This window comes from Clostridium gasigenes (assembly GCF_900104115.1).
GTDB lineage: Bacteria > Bacillota > Clostridia > Clostridiales > Clostridiaceae > Clostridium > Clostridium gasigenes.
The window spans coordinates 991,785-1,011,641 of record NZ_FNJM01000001.1 but is presented as its reverse complement, the minus strand read 5'-3'; the positions used below and the strand labels follow the sequence as shown (position 1 = coordinate 1,011,641).

At 29.1% G+C, this 19,857-nt stretch carries 19 protein-coding genes; 17 read left to right on the top strand and 2 right to left on the bottom strand.

What is annotated here, in order from left to right:
• Nucleotides 1–84: 84 nt before the first annotated feature.
• The 13 genes from BLS77_RS04900 to BLS77_RS04840 all read left to right on the top strand — a co-directional run bounded on the left by BLS77_RS04900 (nt 85) and on the right by BLS77_RS04840 (nt 13,117).
• A complete protein-coding gene (locus BLS77_RS04900) occupies nt 85–1,020 on the top strand; it encodes an NTP transferase domain-containing protein (protein WP_089966419.1) in 936 nt (311 codons plus the stop codon).
• Nucleotides 1,020–2,042, top strand: a complete 1,023-nt coding sequence (locus BLS77_RS04895) for an XdhC family protein (protein ID WP_175490770.1) — start codon at nt 1,020–1,022, stop codon at nt 2,040–2,042. The genes BLS77_RS04900 and BLS77_RS04895 overlap by 1 nt, the downstream gene beginning before the upstream one ends.
• 2 nt (nt 2,043–2,044) lie before the next feature.
• Nucleotides 2,045–2,656, top strand: coding sequence for a nucleoside-triphosphatase (locus tag BLS77_RS04890; RefSeq protein ID WP_175490769.1), 612 nt, complete (start codon nt 2,045–2,047; stop codon nt 2,654–2,656).
• A gap of 1 nt (nt 2,657) precedes the next feature.
• On the top strand, nt 2,658–3,671 hold the full coding sequence (locus tag BLS77_RS04885) for a FecCD family ABC transporter permease (protein ID WP_089966413.1): 1,014 nt from the start codon (nt 2,658–2,660) through the stop codon (nt 3,669–3,671).
• 24 nt (nt 3,672–3,695) lie between these two features.
• Nucleotides 3,696–4,490 carry an ABC transporter ATP-binding protein gene (locus BLS77_RS04880; RefSeq protein ID WP_089966410.1) on the top strand — a complete coding sequence of 265 codons (795 nt, stop codon included), beginning with the start codon at nt 3,696–3,698 and terminating at the stop codon, nt 4,488–4,490.
• The gene (locus BLS77_RS04875; protein ID WP_089966408.1) at nt 4,474–5,238 is read left to right on the top strand and encodes a Rossmann-like domain-containing protein; all 765 of its coding nucleotides are present in this window, start codon (nt 4,474–4,476) and stop codon (nt 5,236–5,238) included. The genes BLS77_RS04880 and BLS77_RS04875 overlap by 17 nt, the downstream gene beginning before the upstream one ends.
• Nucleotides 5,235–6,305 (top strand): ABC transporter substrate-binding protein, encoded by a 1,071-nt coding sequence (locus BLS77_RS04870; protein WP_089966406.1) that lies wholly within the window; start codon nt 5,235–5,237, stop codon nt 6,303–6,305. Before BLS77_RS04875 ends, BLS77_RS04870 begins: the two co-directional genes overlap by 4 nt.
• Before the next feature lie 444 nt (nt 6,306–6,749).
• On the top strand, nt 6,750–7,685 hold the full coding sequence (locus tag BLS77_RS04865) for a DUF5692 family protein (RefSeq protein WP_089966404.1): 936 nt from the start codon (nt 6,750–6,752) through the stop codon (nt 7,683–7,685).
• Between the two features lie 404 nt (nt 7,686–8,089).
• Nucleotides 8,090–9,304 carry an MFS transporter gene (locus tag BLS77_RS04860; RefSeq protein WP_089966402.1) on the top strand — a complete coding sequence of 405 codons (1,215 nt, stop codon included), beginning with the start codon at nt 8,090–8,092 and terminating at the stop codon, nt 9,302–9,304.
• A 77-nt stretch (nt 9,305–9,381) separates the two neighbouring features.
• Nucleotides 9,382–10,605 (top strand): MFS transporter, encoded by a 1,224-nt coding sequence (locus tag BLS77_RS04855; RefSeq protein ID WP_089966400.1) that lies wholly within the window; start codon nt 9,382–9,384, stop codon nt 10,603–10,605.
• Nucleotides 10,606–10,815: 210 nt separating this feature from the next.
• Complete coding sequence (locus BLS77_RS20220) at nt 10,816–11,460, top strand: ABC transporter permease (protein WP_089966399.1); 645 nt, start codon at nt 10,816–10,818, stop codon at nt 11,458–11,460.
• Nucleotides 11,457–12,362, top strand: a complete 906-nt coding sequence (locus BLS77_RS20215) for a glycine betaine ABC transporter substrate-binding protein (RefSeq protein WP_216109564.1) — start codon at nt 11,457–11,459, stop codon at nt 12,360–12,362. The genes BLS77_RS20220 and BLS77_RS20215 overlap by 4 nt, the downstream gene beginning before the upstream one ends.
• Nucleotides 12,363–12,385: 23 nt before the next feature.
• Nucleotides 12,386–13,117, top strand: coding sequence for an ATP-binding cassette domain-containing protein (locus BLS77_RS04840; RefSeq protein WP_089966395.1), 732 nt, complete (start codon nt 12,386–12,388; stop codon nt 13,115–13,117).
• 230 nt (nt 13,118–13,347) lie between these two features.
• On the opposite strand, the gene BLS77_RS04835 is transcribed toward BLS77_RS04840, so the two are convergent.
• Nucleotides 13,348–14,244, bottom strand: coding sequence for a Gfo/Idh/MocA family protein (locus tag BLS77_RS04835; RefSeq protein ID WP_089966393.1), 897 nt, complete (start codon nt 14,242–14,244; stop codon nt 13,348–13,350).
• A 223-nt stretch (nt 14,245–14,467) separates the two neighbouring features.
• Here BLS77_RS04835 and hydA point away from each other — a divergent pair, with 223 nt between their 5' ends.
• Nucleotides 14,468–15,862 carry a dihydropyrimidinase gene (gene hydA, locus BLS77_RS04830; protein WP_089966391.1) on the top strand — a complete coding sequence of 465 codons (1,395 nt, stop codon included), beginning with the start codon at nt 14,468–14,470 and terminating at the stop codon, nt 15,860–15,862.
• Nucleotides 15,863–15,967: 105 nt separating this feature from the next.
• On the opposite strand, the gene BLS77_RS04825 is transcribed toward hydA, so the two are convergent.
• Nucleotides 15,968–16,909: a DMT family transporter gene (locus BLS77_RS04825; protein ID WP_089966389.1), complete on the bottom strand. Its 942-nt coding sequence runs from the start codon at nt 16,907–16,909 to the stop codon at nt 15,968–15,970.
• 225 nt (nt 16,910–17,134) lie between these two features.
• Here BLS77_RS04825 and BLS77_RS04820 point away from each other — a divergent pair, with 225 nt between their 5' ends.
• The 3 genes from BLS77_RS04820 to BLS77_RS04810 all read left to right on the top strand — a co-directional run bounded on the left by BLS77_RS04820 (nt 17,135) and on the right by BLS77_RS04810 (nt 19,841).
• Entirely contained in the window at nt 17,135–17,689 is a 555-nt protein-coding gene (locus BLS77_RS04820; protein ID WP_089966387.1) for a helix-turn-helix domain-containing protein, read from the top strand.
• 147 nt (nt 17,690–17,836) lie between these two features.
• The gene (locus BLS77_RS04815; RefSeq protein WP_089966385.1) at nt 17,837–18,217 is read left to right on the top strand and encodes a BlaI/MecI/CopY family transcriptional regulator; all 381 of its coding nucleotides are present in this window, start codon (nt 17,837–17,839) and stop codon (nt 18,215–18,217) included.
• Between the two features lies 1 nt (nt 18,218).
• A complete protein-coding gene (locus BLS77_RS04810) occupies nt 18,219–19,841 on the top strand; it encodes a M56 family metallopeptidase (protein ID WP_089966383.1) in 1,623 nt (540 codons plus the stop codon).
• Nucleotides 19,842–19,857: the final 16 nt, after the last annotated feature.

Sequence of the window (19,857 nt, the reverse complement as noted above, 5' to 3'; positions counted from 1 at the left end):
CAATATATTTACAATAAAAGCTATTAATGTTATAATCGTATAAACCGTTATATTTTGAAAAACATAACGAATGGAGGTGGTCTAGTGAAAATAGGAGCTCTTATTATTGCATGGAAAAGTTCAAAGGATATGGAAGAGTTAGGACCATTACTTACAATTGGGAACACATCTATTATAAAGAGTACAATTATAACCTTGCAAAGGGCAAAGGTAGAACCAATAGTAGTTGTTACTGGTAAGAGGGCAGATGAACTTGAAAAACATATAGCCAAAAGAGGGGTAATATTTCTTAGAATAGATAATTATGAGGATATGGAAATGTTTGAGGCTGTAAGTCTGGGCATTAATTATATGAAAAATCTTTGTGATAAAATACTAGTTATGCCAGGGAAGATCCCTCTTTTTTCTACAAATACAATTTCGAAGCTACTACAAAGTAAAGCTTCAGCTGCATATCCTGTTTATGAAGGTAAAAAAGGACATCCAGTTATATTTGAGACTAGGTTTATTAATGAAATTCTTAAATATAAAGGTGAACATGGATTAAGTGGAGCAATTAGTACTTTAATAGAAAATGTAGAGCTAGTTAACGTAGAGGATGAGAGTGTGATAATGGCTGCTGATTCCAAAGAAAATTATGAGAAAATTAAGGAAAAGGCTTTTAATGAGAAGAGTTCACTTAGATATTTACTTCAGCTTAGAATTGCAAAAGATGAAATTTTTTTTGGACCAGGAATTGCTCAATTTTTATCATTAGTTAAGAATAATGGTTCTATGCAAACATCATGTAAGCAGATGAATATGTCATATAGTAAGGGTTTGAAAATGTTAAGTGTAGCAGAGAAAGAGCTCGGAGTATCGCTTTTAGTAAGGCAAAGTGGAGGTGCTAATGGAGGGTCATCATGTTTATCAGATATGGGAGAGGATATTTTAAGGCGCTATTTTGAAATGGAATCAAAATTAAAAGAGAAAGCAGAGGAGTTATTTACAGAATATTTTGATGGTCTGGAGGAATTATAATGAAAAAGTTATTTGAAATTATGGCTGAGTCCTTAATTAAAGATGAGGATGTAGCATTGGTTACAGTTATAGCAGGTTCAGGGTCTACTCCAAGAGGTGCTGGTGCTAGAATGATTGTAAAGAAAAATGGATATACTTATGGAACAATAGGCGGTGGAGCAGTAGAATATAAGGCACAACAATTAGCTGCTGAGGTTTTAAATGAAAAAGAATCTTTTATAAAAGGTTTTAATTTAGTACCAAACCAGGTAGCTGATTTGGGTATGATTTGTGGTGGAAATGTAGTAGTGTATTTCCAATACATAAAAGGAAAAAATAAAGATATGATAAATTTATGTGAGATAGTTGAAAAACAATTTAATGAAGGTAAAGATACTTGGCTAATTACAGATATTACTGATGAAACTGCTTGGGGAATGGGTATTTATAGTGAAAATACTGGTTTAAAAGGTATTGAAATAGAAGATATGTCGGATTTATTAGGGTCAAAGTCAGTTCAAGTTAATGTTAGTAGTAAACGTTATTATAGTGAGCAAATTGTAAATTCGGGTATTGTATATATTTTCGGAGGTGGACATGTAGCCCAGGAGTTAGTGCCAGTTATTAGCCATATTGGGTTTCGTTGTGTTGTTATTGATGATAGAGAAGAGTTTGCAAATTCTAAACTTTTTCCAAAGGCTTATGACACCATTGCTTGTGATTATAAAGATTTCTTTATAAATACAAAGATAAAACAAAGTGATTATATTGCAATTATGACTCGCGGTCATCAACATGATTTAGTAATTCAAATGGAAGCATTAAGAACAGAGGCTTGTTACATTGGAGTTATGGGAAGCAAGACAAAGATAAAAGCACTTTCTAAAAAAATATTAGAAAATGGATTTTGTGATGAAGATATTAAAAGATTTAGAACTCCTATAGGAACTGATATTAGGGCAGAAACTCCAGGAGAGATTGCTATTAGTATTGCAGGAGAATTAATAGAAACAAGAGCTATAAGAAAAGCTAAAAGAGGATGAATATGAGTAGACATTTATTTATTAAAGGATATTCGCAAATTGGTAAATCAACATTATTGTTAGACTGTATTAGGGACTATAAGAAAGATTGTGGGGGATTTTTAAGTCAAAGGTTATTGGATAAAGAAGGAGTAACTATGGGGTTTAGGCTAATATCAATTGAAGAGTCAAGTAGTACATCATATAGATGTAACCCTACATTGCCTAATATTTTTTTAGAAAAAACTGCTAATGGCTGGATTAAAAATGAAGACGTTTTCCGAACATATGGAGTAGAACTTCTAAAAAAGTCTAAGGATAAAACATTAATTGTTATGGATGAAATTGGCGGAATGGAAATATATGTACCAGAATTTAAGGCTGCAGTATATGAGTTGCTAGATAGTAATAAATCATGTATTGGAATTCTAAAATCTCAAAGAAATTATAAGGCAATGGGAAAAGAGATAGGCTCAAATAGCGATATTGATAATTTAAGAGATCAATTGGCTTTGGATATGGTAAATAAATTTAATGTAGAAATATTCGACTATTCTATAGAGAGAAAAAGTGAAGGAATAGAAAAAATGCAGGAATTTATAAAAGCTTCTTTTCAAAGAAAAAAGAGGTGTTAATATGATTACTAATAAAAAAGTGGAAATAAGGTTGGTTACATTATTTATTTTATTTTTATTATCTTTATTTGTATCGGTGCTCTTAGGAAGATTTTTTATTAAGCCTGGGCTTTTGATTAAAGTATTAATTTCAAAGATTCTACCTATTACAGTGGACTGGCCTACACAAATAGAGAATCTTATATTTGGGATACGTCTCCCAAGAGTAATAATGGGAGCTTTAATAGGGGCAGGATTATCATGTGCAGGGGCAGCTTATCAAGGTATATTTAAAAACCCAATGGTATCACCAGATGTTCTTGGAGCATCATCGGGAGCAGGTTTTGGAGCGGCATTAGGTTTGTTTCTTGCTTTAGGATATAAAGGAGTATCTGTAAGTGCATTTTTATTTGGTATCATTGCTGTATTATTAGTTTATTTAGTAAGTAAAAAGATAAAAAATAATCCTACTTTGGGATTAGTATTAACTGGAATGATGGTTAGTTCACTATTTACTGCAGGTATATCTTTTTTAAAGATTGTAGCAGATCCAACTAATATTCTCCCAGCTATTACTTATTGGCTAATGGGAAGCCTAGCATCTATACGAATGAATGATGTAGCTTTTGCAGGTCCATTAATAGTAGTTGGAATTATACCTATCTTTTTGCTAAGGTGGAAAATAAACTTATTGACACTAGGAGATGAAGAAGCACGTTCTATGGGGGTTAACACTAAAAGAGTAAGGTTAATTATTATGGTTAGTGCTACATTAATTACTTCAGCAGCTGTCTCTGTAAGTGGCATGATTGGATGGGTAGGCCTCGTAATTCCTCATTTAGCTCGAATGATAGTAGGAAGTGATTATCGAAAACTTGTACCAGCTTCTTTATTTCTTGGAGGAAGCTATATGCTAATTGTTGACAATTTTGCAAGGCTAATCACTACTAGTGAAATTCCAATTGGGATTTTAACAGCTTTTGTAGGAGCACCATTTTTTATGTTTTTAATTTTAAAAGATGGTAATAAATTATAAAAAAATTGGGGGAGTGATAATAGAATGGAATTAATAATAAAGAATTTATCCTTTGGGTATCATTATTCTCAAGTATTGAAAAATATTAATTTTAAGGCATCAGAGGGAAATCTTGTTTGTATATTAGGTAAAAATGGTGTTGGTAAAAGTACTTTGTTTAAATGTGTATTAGGTCTTTTATCTGGATATAAGGGGAGCATTGAAGTAGATGGAAAGGATATCAAAACCATGTGTGAGCAGGAACTTGCTTCAAAGGTTGCATATATTCCACAAAGTCATAATTCTACTTTTAATTTCTCGGTAATGGATATGGTGTTAATGGGTACAACATCTAGGTTGGGGAGGTTTGGGTGTCCAGGCCATAAGGAGAAAAAAATTGTGTTAGAAGCGCTGAAATCATTAAATATAGAACATCTTATTAATAGAAATTATTCTAAGTTAAGTGGTGGAGAGCAGCAACTTGTATTAATTGCCAGAGCGATTTCACAACAGGCTAAGATTTTAATTATGGATGAGCCTTGCGCTAATTTAGATTATGGAAATCAAATACAAGTAATGAAAAAAGTAAAGGAGTTTTCCGGTAAAGGGTATCTAATTATCCAATCAACTCATAATCCAGATCATGCATTGCTTTTTGCGGATAAAGTATTAGCTATAGTTGATGGTGCAATAGTAGCTTATGGAAAGACAGAAGAGACTATAACAGAGAAATTATTAGAAAAAATATATGGAATATCTATATCTTTATTAAATGTAGAAAATAGTAAATATAAAATCTGTATTCCAAAAGAAGGGATTGAATATGTGGCAATTATATAATGAACTAATTAAAGAGGTCCCAATAAATATAACTGTAGATGAGGTGATTTATGGTCCACGCTTTGTAATGGTAAGGTCTGGAGATAGAATTGGAGTTGCTATGAATACCTCGGGCACTAGTATTCCACCTATTATTAAAGAGAGTCCTATAGGCAAATCACTAAAGGAAGTTGCAGCAGCGATAAAATCATGGAATTTATCTGAAGCAAGTATGGGAGCTGCAGCATTAAATCTTTATTATAATGATAATAAAAAAATTGAAAATCTAATTAATAAAAATAGGGAACTTAGATTCTTAGATAACAAAGATACATTTGTAGCCTATGAAAATAAAGTGAAAGATAAAAAAGTAGCTATTATAGGACACTTTAGAAATATTAGTAATTTTACTGATAAGGTTAAAGACCTTTACATTATAGAAAAAAATCCAAAAGAGGGGGATTATCCAGAAAGTGCTTGCGAATATATTCTGCCCTTTATGGATTATGTATTTATAACAGGTTCAACTATTATAAATAAAACATTACCAAGATTATTAGAACTATCTAGTAATGCAAAAGTTATTTTAGTTGGACCAACTACACCTATGACACCAATTTTATTTAAATATGGAGTAACTGAATTAAGCGGAGCAGTGATTACAGATACTTTAAAGTGTAGTGAGATTATTAAGGAGTGTAAGTATTCACCACTAGTAGAATGTGGAAAGGAAATTAGGATAGAAAAAATATTAGGAGGGCAACTATGAAAAAATCAAAAATAACTCTGGCTTTTCTTGCAATCATAATTACCACAAGCTTTTTTGGCTGTGATAATAAAGCAAAATCTACAGAAACGACGGCCGTAGTAAAAGAAACAAGAATATTTACTGATTCATCTGGGAGAGAAGTAACTATTCCAACGGATATAAAAGCTATAGCACCATCTGGGCCTCTAGCTCAAATTGTACTATACACTGCTTGTCCAGATAAATTAGGAGGTCTTGCTACTGATTTCTCAGAAGATTCGAAGAAATATTTTGATGAGAAGTATTGGAATTTACCCAAATTTGGACAGTTCTATGGAAAAAATGCAAATTTAAATATGGAAGCACTACTAAAAGCAGCACCAGATATTATTGTAGACATTGGAGAAGCTAAAAAAAACGTAGCTGAAGATATGGATAAATTACAGGAACAATTAGGAATTCCAGTTATATTCGTAGAGGCTAATTTAGCTAATATGGATAAAACTTATAATATGCTGGGTAAATTAGTAGGAGAAGAAAAACAAGGAGAAGAATATGCTAAATATTGCAAAAGTGTAATTGATAAGGCTAATGATATTAGTAAAAATTTAAAGGATAACGAAAAAAAATCTGTTTATTTTGCATTAGGTAAAGAAGGCCTTAATACTAATGCATCAGGATCATTTCAGGCTCAAGCAATTGAAGTAGCCGGTGGGAAAAACGTAGCACAAGTTGAAGTTGCTTCATCAGGAGGGGGAACACAAATATCATTTGAGCAACTTTCATTATGGCAACCGGATGTAATTATTGTAGATACTGATGATCTTTATAATAAAATTATTTCAGAACCCGTGTGGCAAGATTTAGAGGCTGTTAAAAATAAGCAGGTGTATAAAATTCCAAATAAACCTTATAGCTTTATGGGTAGCCCTCCATCTATTAACCGTATTATTGGTGTTCAGTGGCTTGGTAATTTACTATATCCAGATAAGTATAAAATTGATATTAATAAAGAAGTAAAAGATTTTTGTAGTAAATTTTATCATATTGATTTAACTGATGAGCAGATAGCTGAAATACTAAAATGAAAAAAAGTTAAAGATTAAAGATTAAAGATTAAAGATTAAAGATTAAAGATTAAAGATTAAAGATTTAGAGGATGAGATGATTTTTATGTGCAAGGAATGTTGAAAAAACCTTTGAGTAATTATAGACTGTGATAAAGCTAAAAACTTTATTGCAGTCTTTTATTATAAATAAATAGGTGTGATATATAAAAGTATAATGTCATTTTATGTTTTATGAAGTCGGTATTTACAATAATGGGAGGAAGGTGGAGAAAAACAAAGTAAGTTAACAAAAGGACGAACATTATACTGACTAGTCGGTTATATAGAGGTTTGACATAAAAAAAATAAAGGGACTATAATTATAAAATAAAACATTAATTCAAAAAAATAAGAATAATAATAATAATGAGTTATGTTTATGGAATTATAACAAAATTTATTTATAAGGAGGAATTATATATTATGGGTATTTTCTATGAGTCAATTGGATTTAATGGTTGGGCCATTTGTTTATTTGTTTTATTTTCTTTAATGGCTTTCAATGAATTTGGTCGTTCAACAAAGTGGGGAGGTATAGTACTATTTATAGTGTTACCTATACTACTAACTATATTTGTTTGGCCAACAACTGCAGCGCCTGGAAATGAATATGGTACAGGCACTTGGTTTAACTGGGTAAAAACTTATTCAGCATTAGCAGGGTGTATTTGGTTTATGGGGCTTCGTTACCTTCCAAAACTTGTTAAAAAGAGATGGGCAATATGCGTACCAGCAATTATATTAGCGGTTAATATTTTAGAAGCAGCTATTCGTGATTTTCAATGTTTTTCATATGGGGCATGGAATGGCGCAAGTGTAGACAACCTTTGGGTAATGTCAGGACCTTGGAATATTATGAATGGTATAGCAGGATTGCTTAATATTATAGCAATTTGTGGTTGGGCAGGCATATTTATTTCTAAAAATGAAACAAAAGATATGATTTGGCCTGATATGATTTGGCCTTGGATTATAGCTTATGATTTATGGAATTTTGCATATACATATAATTGTATAGCAGACCATTCATTCTATTGTGGACTAGTATTATTACTATCATGTACAATCCCTGCTTTCTTTATAAAAAGAGGAGCATGGTTACAACATCGTGCACAAACACTAGCATTATGGATTATGTTTGTAATGACTATACCACAATTTGCAGATAAGATAGCTCCAGTAGCTACTACTCACAACAAAGTAGCTTTCTTTAGTGCGAGTTTAATATCTTTAATAGCTAACATTGCATTAGTAGTTTACCAATTTAGTAAAATACGTAAAAATAAATTCAATGTATTAAAAGATGAAATGTACACAGACACAAATGCATATAAGGAAGTAGTTGAAAGTAACAGATAGAAAACTTAGTTTAGGGACTATCACTTACTTTGGCGACACCTGGGATGAGGAGATGATTTCCAGGTGCAATTATTATTTATAGTTTAGAGAGTGTAAATTATAAAAAAATATCTTTATTACTTAGAGATATTTATTATAAAGAATTAGGATATCTATTAATGATGATAATATCATTAAAATAGATATCCTTTTTTATGATGTCATTGACATAAAAATTGAAGAGGGTGATTATGTAGCTCAATTAAATTTAGTAGTTGGGTTCATTTTAGATAATAAAATTAGTATTTGAAAGAGCTTTAGGATAAGTAGAAATATAAAATAAATAATATGAAATTTCTTAGAATATACTAAAATGAATAATGGTTTTATGAAAAGTTATTCTATTAATATTATAGGAGATAAAGATGATTGTTAAAGATAATGTATTATTTGGAAAGGGAGAGTTACGCCAATTTTGTATTTATAGATTTATTTTTGGAATAAGTTATAGTCTTATGATTCCTATAATACCGCTTTTTTTTGATTCTATGGGAATTACTACTGTAATGATTGGAACAATAATGTCTTTATATGGGGTAAGTAAAACTTTAATTCAAATACCTTTTGGTATTGTATCGGATACTATAGGAGATAAATTAACTATAATGATAGCATTATTATTAATGAGTTTTATTCCTTTTGCCTACACTTTAGCAAGTAATAGTTTATTAATTAGTAGTATATGCATATTACAAGGGGCCATTCTTGGGATGGCGGCTCCGGCAACTTTTTCAATTTTATCAAGATCCTTAGATGGAAAAAAGAGAGGACAAAGTACAGGGCTAGCATCAGCAGTTTTTACAATTGGTGGTGGCATTGGCGCGGCTATTAGTGGATTAATTGTAGCAAAACTAGGAAACTATAATATGGTATTTTACATATCTTCAATTGGAATATTTATTACATTAATATATGTTACTTTACAAATAAGAAAATCAAACTTAATTTATGTTAAAGAAAAATTTAATAGGCACAGAAATAAAAGTAGACGGAAAGAAATATTTGAGGAAATAAAAAAATATAACCTTAAATATAAGATTATAGTATTAGGTACTATTGCATTTTTGGGTGATTTTATATATGGATGTGTTGTAGCACTTTTTCATTTTTATGGAAAAGATGTTTTAGGTACATCTACAGTATATACATCTGCAATGATATCAATTTATTTGATGATTTTTGGATTAGGAGCACCTGTTGCTGGCTTTGTAAGTGATAAAATAGGAAATAAAAAACAATTATTTATTTCTTTTGCTGTTATGAATATTACATTACTAGGATTAGCTTTTACAAGAAATGTAGCTTATTTTACAATTATAATAATTATATATTTTTTAGGAGCTACTTTCCTAAATGCATCACTACAAAGTTCACTTTCAGAATTTGGTGATAACCATAAAATTAAAGGTATTGTATTTGGGTTTGTTGGTGCATCTGAATCCTTGGGATATGCACTTGGGCCAATGATTTCAGCGTATATATACAGGATAAATAAATCATGGTTATTTCTAGGTTTATTAGTAGTTTCAATTTTAGTTTCAGTTATTTATTTGTTTCTTCATAAAAAAGCTCGTATATAATAAATTATTAGTATAAAAAAACTAAGAATAGTAAAATACTAAAATGAATTAAGAATTCAATATTATAGGAGTTAACTATGAATATTAAAAATAGTATTTTATTTAAGAAAAAAGAACTGTTGAATTTTTGTATTTCACGTTTTTCTTTTGGTATTAGTTATAGTTTTATTATACCTATAATTCCTCTGTTCTTTAATTCTATAGGACTTAGCACTATGAATATAGGTATAGTAATGTCTTTATATGGAGTAAGTAAAGCCTTGTGTCAAATGCCTTTTGGTTTGGTATCTGATGCAATAGGCGATAAGTTAATGTTAATAATAGCTTTAGCTTTAATGGTTTTTGTACCTTTTGCATATACTTTTGCAAGTGGTAAAATATTGGCAAGTGGTATATATATTATGCAAGGAGCCATACTTGGAATGGCAGCACCTGCTACATTTTCAATTTTATCAAGATCATTAGATGAGAAAAAAAGAGGAGAATGTACAGGGTTTGCCTCAGCAGTTTTTACACTTGGTGGTGGAATAGGGGCAGCTATAGGTGGCTTTATTGTAGCAAAATTTAATAATTATAATATGGTATTTTACATATCATCAGTTGGAATTTTGTTAACTTTAATATTTGTAACCTTAAAGATAAAGAAAGTTGATGTTAAGACTAAAAAAAATAAAAATATAAAGCTTAAGAATAAAGATAAAAGTAAAATGAAAGTAATAATTGCAGATATAAAAAAATATAAACTTGGATGTAAAATTATTATGTTAGGAGCTATTGCATTACTTGGAGACTTTATATATGGTTGCATAGTATCAATTTTTCCATTTTACGGACAAGAGGTATTAGGAGGAACAGCTTGGTATACTTCTGCAATAATAGCTATATATTTATTTGTATTTGGTATTTTTGCCCCTTTAGGTGGATGGGTAAGTGATAAGATAGGAAATAAAAAGCAATTATTTATTTCATTTATTGTTATGAATTTAGCATTACTGGGATTATCCTTTGTAAGAGGAATAATAATATTTACAATAATTATTGTAGTATATTTCTTAGGAGCTACTTTCTTAAATGCATCACTTCAAAGTTTGCTTTTGGAGTTTGGGGAAAATGATAATATAAAAGGAATTGTATTTGGATTTGTAGGAGCTGCTGAAGCGTCGGGATATGCACTTGGGCCTATAGTTTCAGCATATATATACCATTTAAATAAGGAATGGCTATTTATTGGATTATTAATAGTTTCAATTTTAGTTTCAATTATTTATTTGTTGTTATGTAAAAAATCTTATATAGAATAAGGTAGTGGAAAGAATATTACTAGTTATTTTTTGAAGCTTCCTAAGTGTTGATTAATATTATAGAAGAATATGATATGGATTCTCTAAAAGTAATTTTAGGGAATTTTTTCCTTTTTAAAGAATAATATAGTAAGGAAGGATTTATTAAGATTAATCGTAGTGATAATTAATGAAAAAGGTAATATATAATCAAGAAAATTGGAGGTTTAAATGATTAAAGAAGTATTTCAGTTGTATATTGATAGGTGGGATTTTTTCTTAAAACTAATAATTGAACATTTGAAAATTGCAGGATTTTCTATATTAATAGCAGCAATAATTGGGTTAGTTTTGGGAGTTTTAATTAGTGAGTTTAAAAAGACATCTACCTTTATTCTTAGTATAACAAATTTTATTTATACAATTCCATCAATATCACTTCTTGGATTTTTAATTCCTTTTTCAGGAATTGGAAATACAACAGCAATAATAACACTTACAATTTATGCACTTTTACCAATGGTTAGAAATACATATACAGGGATAGAAAATATTGATTCTTCAATAATTGAAGCGGCTAAAGGAATGGGAAGTACATCTTTTGAAATATTATATAAAATTAAACTTCCGCTAGCTACTACAGTGATTTTGTCAGGACTTAGAAATATGGTAGTTATGACAATCGCACTTGCAGGCATTGCTTCTTTTATTGGAGCAGGTGGGCTTGGGGTCGCTATTTATAGAGGAATAACTACTAATAATTCAATTATGACAATTGCAGGAAGTTTATTAATAGCATTACTGGCATTAGTAGCTGATTTTATTATTGGAAGTGTAGAAAAAATAATTAAAAGGAAATGGAGGTTAATACAATGAAAAATTTCAAGAAACATTATAAAAAAATTTCAATACTTATATTATTTACTTTGATAATTTCTTTTGTAGGATGTTCAAAGAAAAAAGAAACTATTAAAATAGCCACTAAGCCAATGACTGAACAATTTATTTTAGGAGAAATGTTATCATTACTTATTGAGGAAAATACTAACCTAAATGTTGAAATAACTAAGGGAGTAGGGGGTGGAACAAGTAATATTCATCCAGCTATTCTAAAAGGTGATTTTGACCTTTACCCAGAATATACAGGCACTGGTTGGAGTTTTGTGCTAAAAGAAGAGGGAATTCCGGATGATGAAACATTATATAAAGGTCTTACAGAAAAATATGAAAGTGAGTACAATTTAAAGTGGGTTGGATTATATGGATTTAATAATACTTATGGATTAGTAATAAGAAAGGATCTTGCAGAAAAGTACAATATAAAGACTTATTCTGATCTTGCAGCATATTCATCTGAGCTTACATTTGGAGCTGAATATGATTTTTATGAAAGGGAAGATGGATTTAATGCATTATGTGCTAAATATGGATTAAAGTTTAAAAAATCATCTGATATGGATATTGGACTTAAGTATAAAGCCATAAATTCTAAGGAAATAGATGTAATGAATACATTCACAACGGATGGACAACTTGCAACTTCTGATATTGTAGTTCTTAAAGATGATAAAAATTTCTACCAAACATATTATTGTGGAACAGTTGTCAGTGAAGATGTTCTTAAAAAATACCCAGAACTAGAATCAATTTTAATGAAAATGGAAAATATTTTAACTGACAAAGAAATGGCAAAGTTAAATAATAAAGTAGAAACTGATGGTATTGATGAAAAAGTAGTTGCAAAAGAATTTCTAGTAAGTAAGGGATTATTAAAATAATAATATCAGAGGGAGAAATATAGATGGAAAAGCAAGGGGTTATAAAACTAGAAGGTGTTTCTAAGGGATATGGTAATAATCTAATATTAAATGAATTTAATTTAAATATAAATAAAGGTGAGTTTTTAACTATAATAGGTAGTTCAGGTTGTGGTAAGACAACTGTACTAAAACTTATTAATGGATTACTTACACCAGATAGTGGCAAAGTTCATGTAAATGGAGAAGATATATCAGTGGTGAATCAAATTCAATTAAGGAGAAAAATTGGGTATGTTATTCAAGGAGTTGGATTATTTCCACATATGAATATAAGGAAAAATATATCGTATGTACCTAATTTAACAAAGAAGGATGATAAAAGTAAAATAGCAGCTAAGGCTTTAAAGTTAATAAAAGTTGTTGGTTTAAGTGAAGATATGCTAGATCGTTATCCAAGTGAACTATCGGGTGGCCAGCGTCAAAGAGTTGGGCTTGCAAGAGCTTTAGCTTCTTCGCCAGATATATTGCTTATGGATGAACCTTTTGGGGCAGTTGATGAAATAACAAGAAAGCTATTACAAGAAGAAATACTACGTATTTATAAGGAACTTAATGTTACAATTGTATTTATTACTCATGATATTAAAGAAGCATTAAAGCTTGGAACTAGAGTGCTTGTAATGGATAAGGGACAGATAATACAAGTTGGGGCTCCAACTGAAATAATGGAAAATCCTAAAACAGATTTTGTAAGAGAATTAATTGGGGCATAATGATAAATAACAAACAGTTTTTGTATAGAAAAATATTACATTCAATGATTTTCAGAAGATCTTTAAGCTATTATTTATCTAGCAGTTACAGTAAAAACAGTAACTTACTCGAAGTTATTGTTTTTATTGTAATTTTTTCTGATATTTTAGTATCTGAGATAAAATTTATAAATTCTATTGTCTCCTTGAAAACTGGTGGGAACCGTAAGCACCTCAGTGAAAGGGGATTACTATAACAACTCTAATATTTCCTCACATAATTTATGACTCTTAATAGCATCTTCTAATGATTCATATGAAATAGTGCCAGAAGCTACTTCCTCTATAAAGCTTTCAATTATAGAAGTGAATCCTCTCTTATAAAGAGTATTTTCCCAATCACCAAAATCTTTAATTGTAGTAAGATTGTTTTCATAAAAGGTAGTTTGAGTAAGGCTTCTAACTACAGCCTTTTTACCAGAAACCATTATTTCTATATTTTCTTCATTAGTTCCATTATCTCTATTCATAATGGCAATAGCAGTGGTAGTAGAATTAGAAAGTGTAACCACAATATTCTTTAGCTTTTTGTCATCCTTTAGTGCATCTACTCTTATATTTTTATAATCATTACCCATTAAAAATCTTACAGTATCCAAAACATGAATAAAATCATCATATAGAAATACCCTTGGATTTAGTGAAGCTGAGACTCTATTTTTTTGCATAATGATAATATCTGCATGACCCATATTCTTTAGGTCATGAATCATTGGTGCATTTCGTCTATTGAAACCAACTTTTAAAATTCTATTGTTTTTCTTTGCAATGGAAAGCAATTCAAGGCTCTCATCTAAATTATAGCTTAGGGGTTTGTCTACATAGACGTGAATTCCGTTTTCTAAAAGGGTTTTGCAAAGGGAGAAGTGTGTTTTTGTTGAACTATGAACAAAGGCACAATCAACGTTTCTTTTGATTAGCTCATCTACTGTAGATACAGCTTCTTTAATTCTATATTTCTTACTAATTTCTTTCCTAGTATTCTCATTACGAGTACATAAAACCAGTTCTAAATCTTCCATAGCAGTTATAATTGGCAGATATGCTTTTTTACAAATGTTACCTATTCCTATTATTCCAACTCTCATAGTATCCTCCTAGTAGTAAATTATTTGTATACTTATATAATAACATAATTTTAAAAAGAATCTAGAAGAGTATATAGTTTACTTGATTCAAACATGATAATTCATATGTTTTAGATTTGCTAATAAGTATGATAATATATAAGTAGTAAAGAAAAGTAAATAATATATAAGTAGTAAAGAAAAGTAAATAATATAGAAATGATAATAAGACGGAGGGATAAGAATGTCTTTATTAATAAAAAATGGAACTGTAGTAACAGCTAGTGATATTTATAAAGGAGATATTTACATTGAAGATGGTGTTATAAAAGAAATTGGTATAAATATTATAAAAGATGCAGATGAAATAATAGATGCAAAAAATAAATATATAATTCCTGGGGGAGTAGATGTTCATACTCATTTAGATTTAGATGTAGGAATTGCTGTTGCAAATGATGATTTCTATACGGGTACAGTGGCAGCAGCTTGTGGGGGAACTACGACTATAATAGATCATATGGGTTTTGGACCTAAAGGCTGTAACTTGAAACATCAAGTTGAGGTTTATCATGGACATGCAGATGGCAGAGCTGTAATTGACTATAGCTTTCATGGGGTTATTCAACATGTAAACGATGATATCCTAGATGAGATGGAGGAGATAGTTGAAGATGAAGGAATATCTAGCTTCAAGCTTTATTTAACATATGATTATATGATTGATGATGAAAACGTATTGAGAGTATTAAATAAACTAAAAGACTTAAAAGGAATTACAACTGTTCATTGTGAAAACCATGGAAGTATAAAAAGATTAAGGGAAGAGTATGTTAAAAGTGGATTTAAAAGCCCTATTTATCATCCTTTAAGTAGACCAGTTGAAAGTGAAGGAGAAGCTGTAAATAGAATGATAAATCTTGCAGCAATAGCTAAAGAGGCACCTCTTTATATAGTTCATTTATCATCAGCTTTAGGATTAGACTATATAAAGATGGCAAGAGAAAGAGGGCAAAAAGTATATTCAGAAACTTGTCCACAATATCTAATATTAGATGAAAGTAAATATAGTTTACCAAATAATGAGGGATTGAAATATATAATAAGTCCTCCATTAAGAGAAAAGAAAAATGGAGAAGCATTGTGGATGGGAATTAATGAAGGGTATATACAAACAATAGCAACAGATCATTGTCCATTTGCTTTTAATAAAGAGAAACAAATGGGGAAAGATGATTTTACTAAGTGCCCAAATGGAGCACCAGGAATAGAAGAGAGGATTCCTCTTATTTTTTCAGAAGGGGTTATGAAAAATAGAATAAGTATAAATAAATTTGTAGATGTATGTTGCACAAAGCCAGCTAAAATATTCGGATTATATCCAAAGAAGGGAACTATACAAGTTGGATCAGATGCAGATATAGTTATAATTGATCCAGATAAAGAAGTTACTATAACGAACTCTAAATTACATTCTAATGTAGATTATTCTGCATATGAAGGAATAAAGGTGAAGGGTTATCCTATATTAACTATTTCACGTGGTGAAATAATAGTTAGGGATAATAAATTTGTAGGGAAAAAGGGACGAGGTAAATTTATTAAAAGAGGAAAATCGGATTGGGATAATATATTGTAACTAAGTTATACAATTTAAAATAATGATAAATTTAAGAAATGTAGAAAGGAGATTTGGTATTGATAATAGACCAAATCTCTTTTATTTTGTGAAAGTTATTTTTAATTACTTGTATAAGGGTGTAATGCTATTTAAAATCATTCCAATAACCACGAGCATTAATCCTATTAGTCCAATAGTTGTTGGGATTTTATCATTAAATATAAATACGCCTCCTAAAAGTGTAAATATTACCTCACCGGCTTGTGTTGATTCTATTACCGCTAACTTATTTATATCATTCCTTACTATATCAGTTGCTTTAAAAAATAGTATTGTAGCAATAATTCCTGAGAAAACTGCAACTATTAAAGACTGAATTATTTGGCCTTTACTTGGTAAACCAACAGTTAATACTCCAGAGATAGATATAATTATCCAAAAAGGCATACTACATAGTGTCATACCAAATACTCTTTGAAATGTATTAAATCTATTATCACAAATTTCCATCATTTTTCGATTGCCAAGTGGATAAGCAAATGAAGCTAAAACAACAGGTACAATACCTAAAAGTGTTTCTAAAAAAGATATATTTGTTGCTTCTTCAAACTGCATTGAAAATATACCTAATAAAATTATTGAAGACATTAGTAGAGATTTCTTAGGGATTTTATTTCTTGTTTTACATAATCCACTTTTAGTCTCAATATTTTTTGAAAATAATGGAGACATAAGTGCACCTGCAACTATAGTTATTTGCCAAGTCCCAGCAACTAACCATGAGGAACTATATACTGAAGCAAAACTTAAAGGAGCATAAAATAAGCCAAAGCCTATTGTACTCCAAGTAATCCATTGAATAGGTCTTTTTACTATATCATTCAATACATCTAATAATTCATTTTTTATAATCATGATAATAAATAGAATAGGTAACATAAAAATATATCTTAGTGATGAACTCCAAAGCCAACTACCACCAGAAACATTCATTTGCTGATTAAGTATAAAAGTAAATGAAAAAAAGAATGAGGCTATTATTCCTAGTATAAATGCTTTTGTCATTATAAAACTCCTTGTATTTAAAATTATTTTTATAAAGAAAACAAATTCTGTATGTTATATTATACATGTGTATGTTATGTAGCACAATATGTAATTTACAGAAATAATAAATTAGTATAAAATAATTATATGATATAGAATGCAAAATCTATAAAAGATTATTAGTAGTATGTGAATATAAAATTAAAATAAGATTAGGAATATAATTATATAAGGAGTTAAATAATGAAAAATTTAAATTTAATTATAGGTAATAAATTAAAAAGTATACGTAATGAAAGAAATTTAAGTTTAGATGAAGTGGCTAAGTTGACTGGTGTTAGCAAGGCAATGTTAGGTCAAATAGAAAGAGCACAATCAAATCCAACAGTGTCTACACTATGGAAAATTTCAACGGGATTAAAAGTATCCTTTTCATTTTTTGTTGATGAAAATCAAGATGATTTGAAAGTAATATATCAGAATGATATTAGTCCAATAATAGAAGAAAATAATAGAATGAAGTTATATCCAATATTTCCATTTGATTCAAACAAAGGTTTTGAAATATTTACTATAGAGTTAGGACCAGGTTGTAACCATATATCTACTCCCCATAATGATGGAGTTGAAGAGTATATTATAGTTACTGAAGGTCAAATTGAGATAACTATAAATGATAAAAAGTTTATACTACAAAAAGGTAATTCTATTAGATTTATGGCTAATAAGCCACATTCATATAAAAATATAAATCAAGATATTTCAGTATTCCAAAATATAATATTTTATTTTAAATAAACTAAAAGACTTAAAAAAAATTACAACGTTCATTATGAGAACTATAAATTTGGTTCTCTTATTTTTTTTGTAAAACTGTCATAATTTATTGATTACAAACGTAAATATATAATAGATTACGTTTGTAATTAAAAAGGAGGCAATGAAATGTTACCTAAAATATCAGATGCTGAGTGGGAAGTTATGAAAATAATTTGGAGTAGTTCAAAGATAACATCTAGTGAAATAATTAATGAACTTAATGATAAGAGTAAGTGGACGTCATCAACTATTAAAAGTTTAATAAATAGACTTTTAAATAAAAAAGCAATTTCATTTGAGAAAAAATCAAAAGAATATTTTTATTACTCATTAGTATCAGAGAAAGAATGCATTAAAGAAGAAAGTGAATCATTTGTAAATAGAGTGTTTAATGGATCATTTAATTCTATGTTTGTTAACTTTGTTAAATCAGAAAGTTTATCAGAGGAAGATATTGAAGAACTAAGACAAATACTAAACACTTCTAAAAATAGGGGTGAAATGTAACATGATGATATTCGATTGGATTATTGAAACATCTTTTGCAGCAAGTATTATTGTTTTGATTGTAATATGTATTAGAGGATTAATTAAGAAAAGGGTAAATCCTAATATCTTATATTATATGTGGTTTGTAGTAATTATTAAATTGCTTATACCAAATGGGCCTGAAAGTAATATCAGTATATACAATGTATTTTCAAAAAGTGAAGTGGGTGTAGTTGAAAGGGTTAATGAAATTGAATCCACGAATATAATTAATGAAATAAATGTAAAATCAACATTGAAAGATGAAAGTAAAATTTATAAAACAGATACTAATAATAAAATAGATTACATAAAGTTAAAGGCAATGTTATGTTGCATATGGGTTATGGGGATAGGTTTTCTTTCAATAAGATCAATATATTCATATAATATACTTCAAAAGTATATTCAAGGGAAAGAATACAATAATTATCCAGTGGAATCAATATTATTAGAAACTTTAAATATATTATGTATAAAAAGGAAAGTGAAAATAATAATGTGCGATGAATTTCAAAGTCCTACATTATTTGGAATAATGGAACCTAGGATAATAATTCCTAAAACTATTATAGAAAATAGTACAAGTAAAGAGCTTAAGTACATTTTATTACATGAATTAATACACTTGAAAAGACGTGATAATATTATTATATGGGTTTTACTAATAATTAAAATAATATACTGGTTTAACCCAATAATAACTATAGCAATTAAGTTAATGCAACAAGATTGTGAGCTCGCGTGTGATGCAAATGTTCTTAATAAAGTATCGGAAAGAGAAAATATAGATTATGGTATGGCTATTTTGAAAGTTCTTAGCTCTATCAATAGTAAAAAAACATTTGTAGGGACAACAACAATGATTAGAAATAAAAATGATATCAAGGAGAGAATAAGTATGATTAGTATAAATAAAAAATATGGTTTTAAAGCTTTAATTATAGGGTCGCTTCTAATAGGGATAGTATGTAGTGTGGGGTTAACAACTAAGAGTTCAGCGAAAACTGATGATATTTTGAATGTAGAAAGTATAAAAGAAAATAGTAATGAGTTAACTTTGGGAAAGGTGAATTCTGGTATTGTAGTTTATAATTCGCATTATGATGAAGATTATATGTCGGGGTTAACTGTAATTGATGCAGGTGAAATGCTGGTTAGTAAATTGAAAGAAAATGGATTGGAAGCAAAATTATTAAAAAATACTAAAACAGTAGCTTATGTTGAAAGTTATAATGAATCTAGAAATTTGGTAATTGAAGGCGTAGAAAATTATGAAGATAAAATGCTAATTGACATTCATAGACCTGCAAAAGGTATTAAAGATGAGGAAAACAGAAGAGTAACTAAGATTATATTAAGTAAAACAAGCCCTAAATATGAAGAAAACAAAATTTTTGCAGATACGTTAATAAATAAATTTAAAGTACAAGGGTTAGTAGGAACAATAGTTTTATATGAGGATGTGACACTTCTAAATGATTTCAATCAAGATTTATCATCAAAAGCCATTATGTTAGAGGTAGGATCAGGAGCTTCAAATAAATCAGATATAGAATTTTGTATACAAAAAATATCAAAGGCAATTGAAAAATTAAATTAGATTATTAATGCTTATT

Excerpts from the sequence above, each read along its gene's own strand:
- BLS77_RS04860 (WP_089966402.1), top strand. The coding sequence starts at position 8,090 with ATGATTGTTAAAGATAATGTATTATTTGGAAAGGGAGAGTTACGCCAA.
- hydA (WP_089966391.1), top strand. The coding sequence starts at position 14,468 with ATGTCTTTATTAATAAAAAATGGAACTGTAGTAACAGCTAGTGATATT.
- BLS77_RS04820 (WP_089966387.1), top strand. The coding sequence starts at position 17,135 with ATGAAAAATTTAAATTTAATTATAGGTAATAAATTAAAAAGTATACGT.
- BLS77_RS04875 (WP_089966408.1), top strand. The coding sequence starts at position 4,474 with ATGTGGCAATTATATAATGAACTAATTAAAGAGGTCCCAATAAATATA.
- BLS77_RS04880 (WP_089966410.1), top strand. The coding sequence starts at position 3,696 with ATGGAATTAATAATAAAGAATTTATCCTTTGGGTATCATTATTCTCAA.
- BLS77_RS04890 (WP_175490769.1), top strand. The coding sequence starts at position 2,045 with ATGAGTAGACATTTATTTATTAAAGGATATTCGCAAATTGGTAAATCA.
- BLS77_RS04895 (WP_175490770.1), top strand. The coding sequence starts at position 1,020 with ATGAAAAAGTTATTTGAAATTATGGCTGAGTCCTTAATTAAAGATGAG.
- BLS77_RS04840 (WP_089966395.1), top strand. The coding sequence starts at position 12,386 with ATGGAAAAGCAAGGGGTTATAAAACTAGAAGGTGTTTCTAAGGGATAT.
- BLS77_RS04815 (WP_089966385.1), top strand. The coding sequence starts at position 17,837 with ATGTTACCTAAAATATCAGATGCTGAGTGGGAAGTTATGAAAATAATT.
- BLS77_RS04825 (WP_089966389.1), bottom strand. The coding sequence starts at position 16,909 with ATGACAAAAGCATTTATACTAGGAATAATAGCCTCATTCTTTTTTTCA.
- BLS77_RS04885 (WP_089966413.1), top strand. The coding sequence starts at position 2,658 with ATGATTACTAATAAAAAAGTGGAAATAAGGTTGGTTACATTATTTATT.
- BLS77_RS20215 (WP_216109564.1), top strand. The coding sequence starts at position 11,457 with ATGAAAAATTTCAAGAAACATTATAAAAAAATTTCAATACTTATATTA.
- BLS77_RS04835 (WP_089966393.1), bottom strand. The coding sequence starts at position 14,244 with ATGAGAGTTGGAATAATAGGAATAGGTAACATTTGTAAAAAAGCATAT.
- BLS77_RS04855 (WP_089966400.1), top strand. The coding sequence starts at position 9,382 with ATGAATATTAAAAATAGTATTTTATTTAAGAAAAAAGAACTGTTGAAT.
- BLS77_RS04865 (WP_089966404.1), top strand. The coding sequence starts at position 6,750 with ATGGGTATTTTCTATGAGTCAATTGGATTTAATGGTTGGGCCATTTGT.
- BLS77_RS04810 (WP_089966383.1), top strand. The coding sequence starts at position 18,219 with ATGATGATATTCGATTGGATTATTGAAACATCTTTTGCAGCAAGTATT.
- BLS77_RS04870 (WP_089966406.1), top strand. The coding sequence starts at position 5,235 with ATGAAAAAATCAAAAATAACTCTGGCTTTTCTTGCAATCATAATTACC.
- BLS77_RS20220 (WP_089966399.1), top strand. The coding sequence starts at position 10,816 with ATGATTAAAGAAGTATTTCAGTTGTATATTGATAGGTGGGATTTTTTC.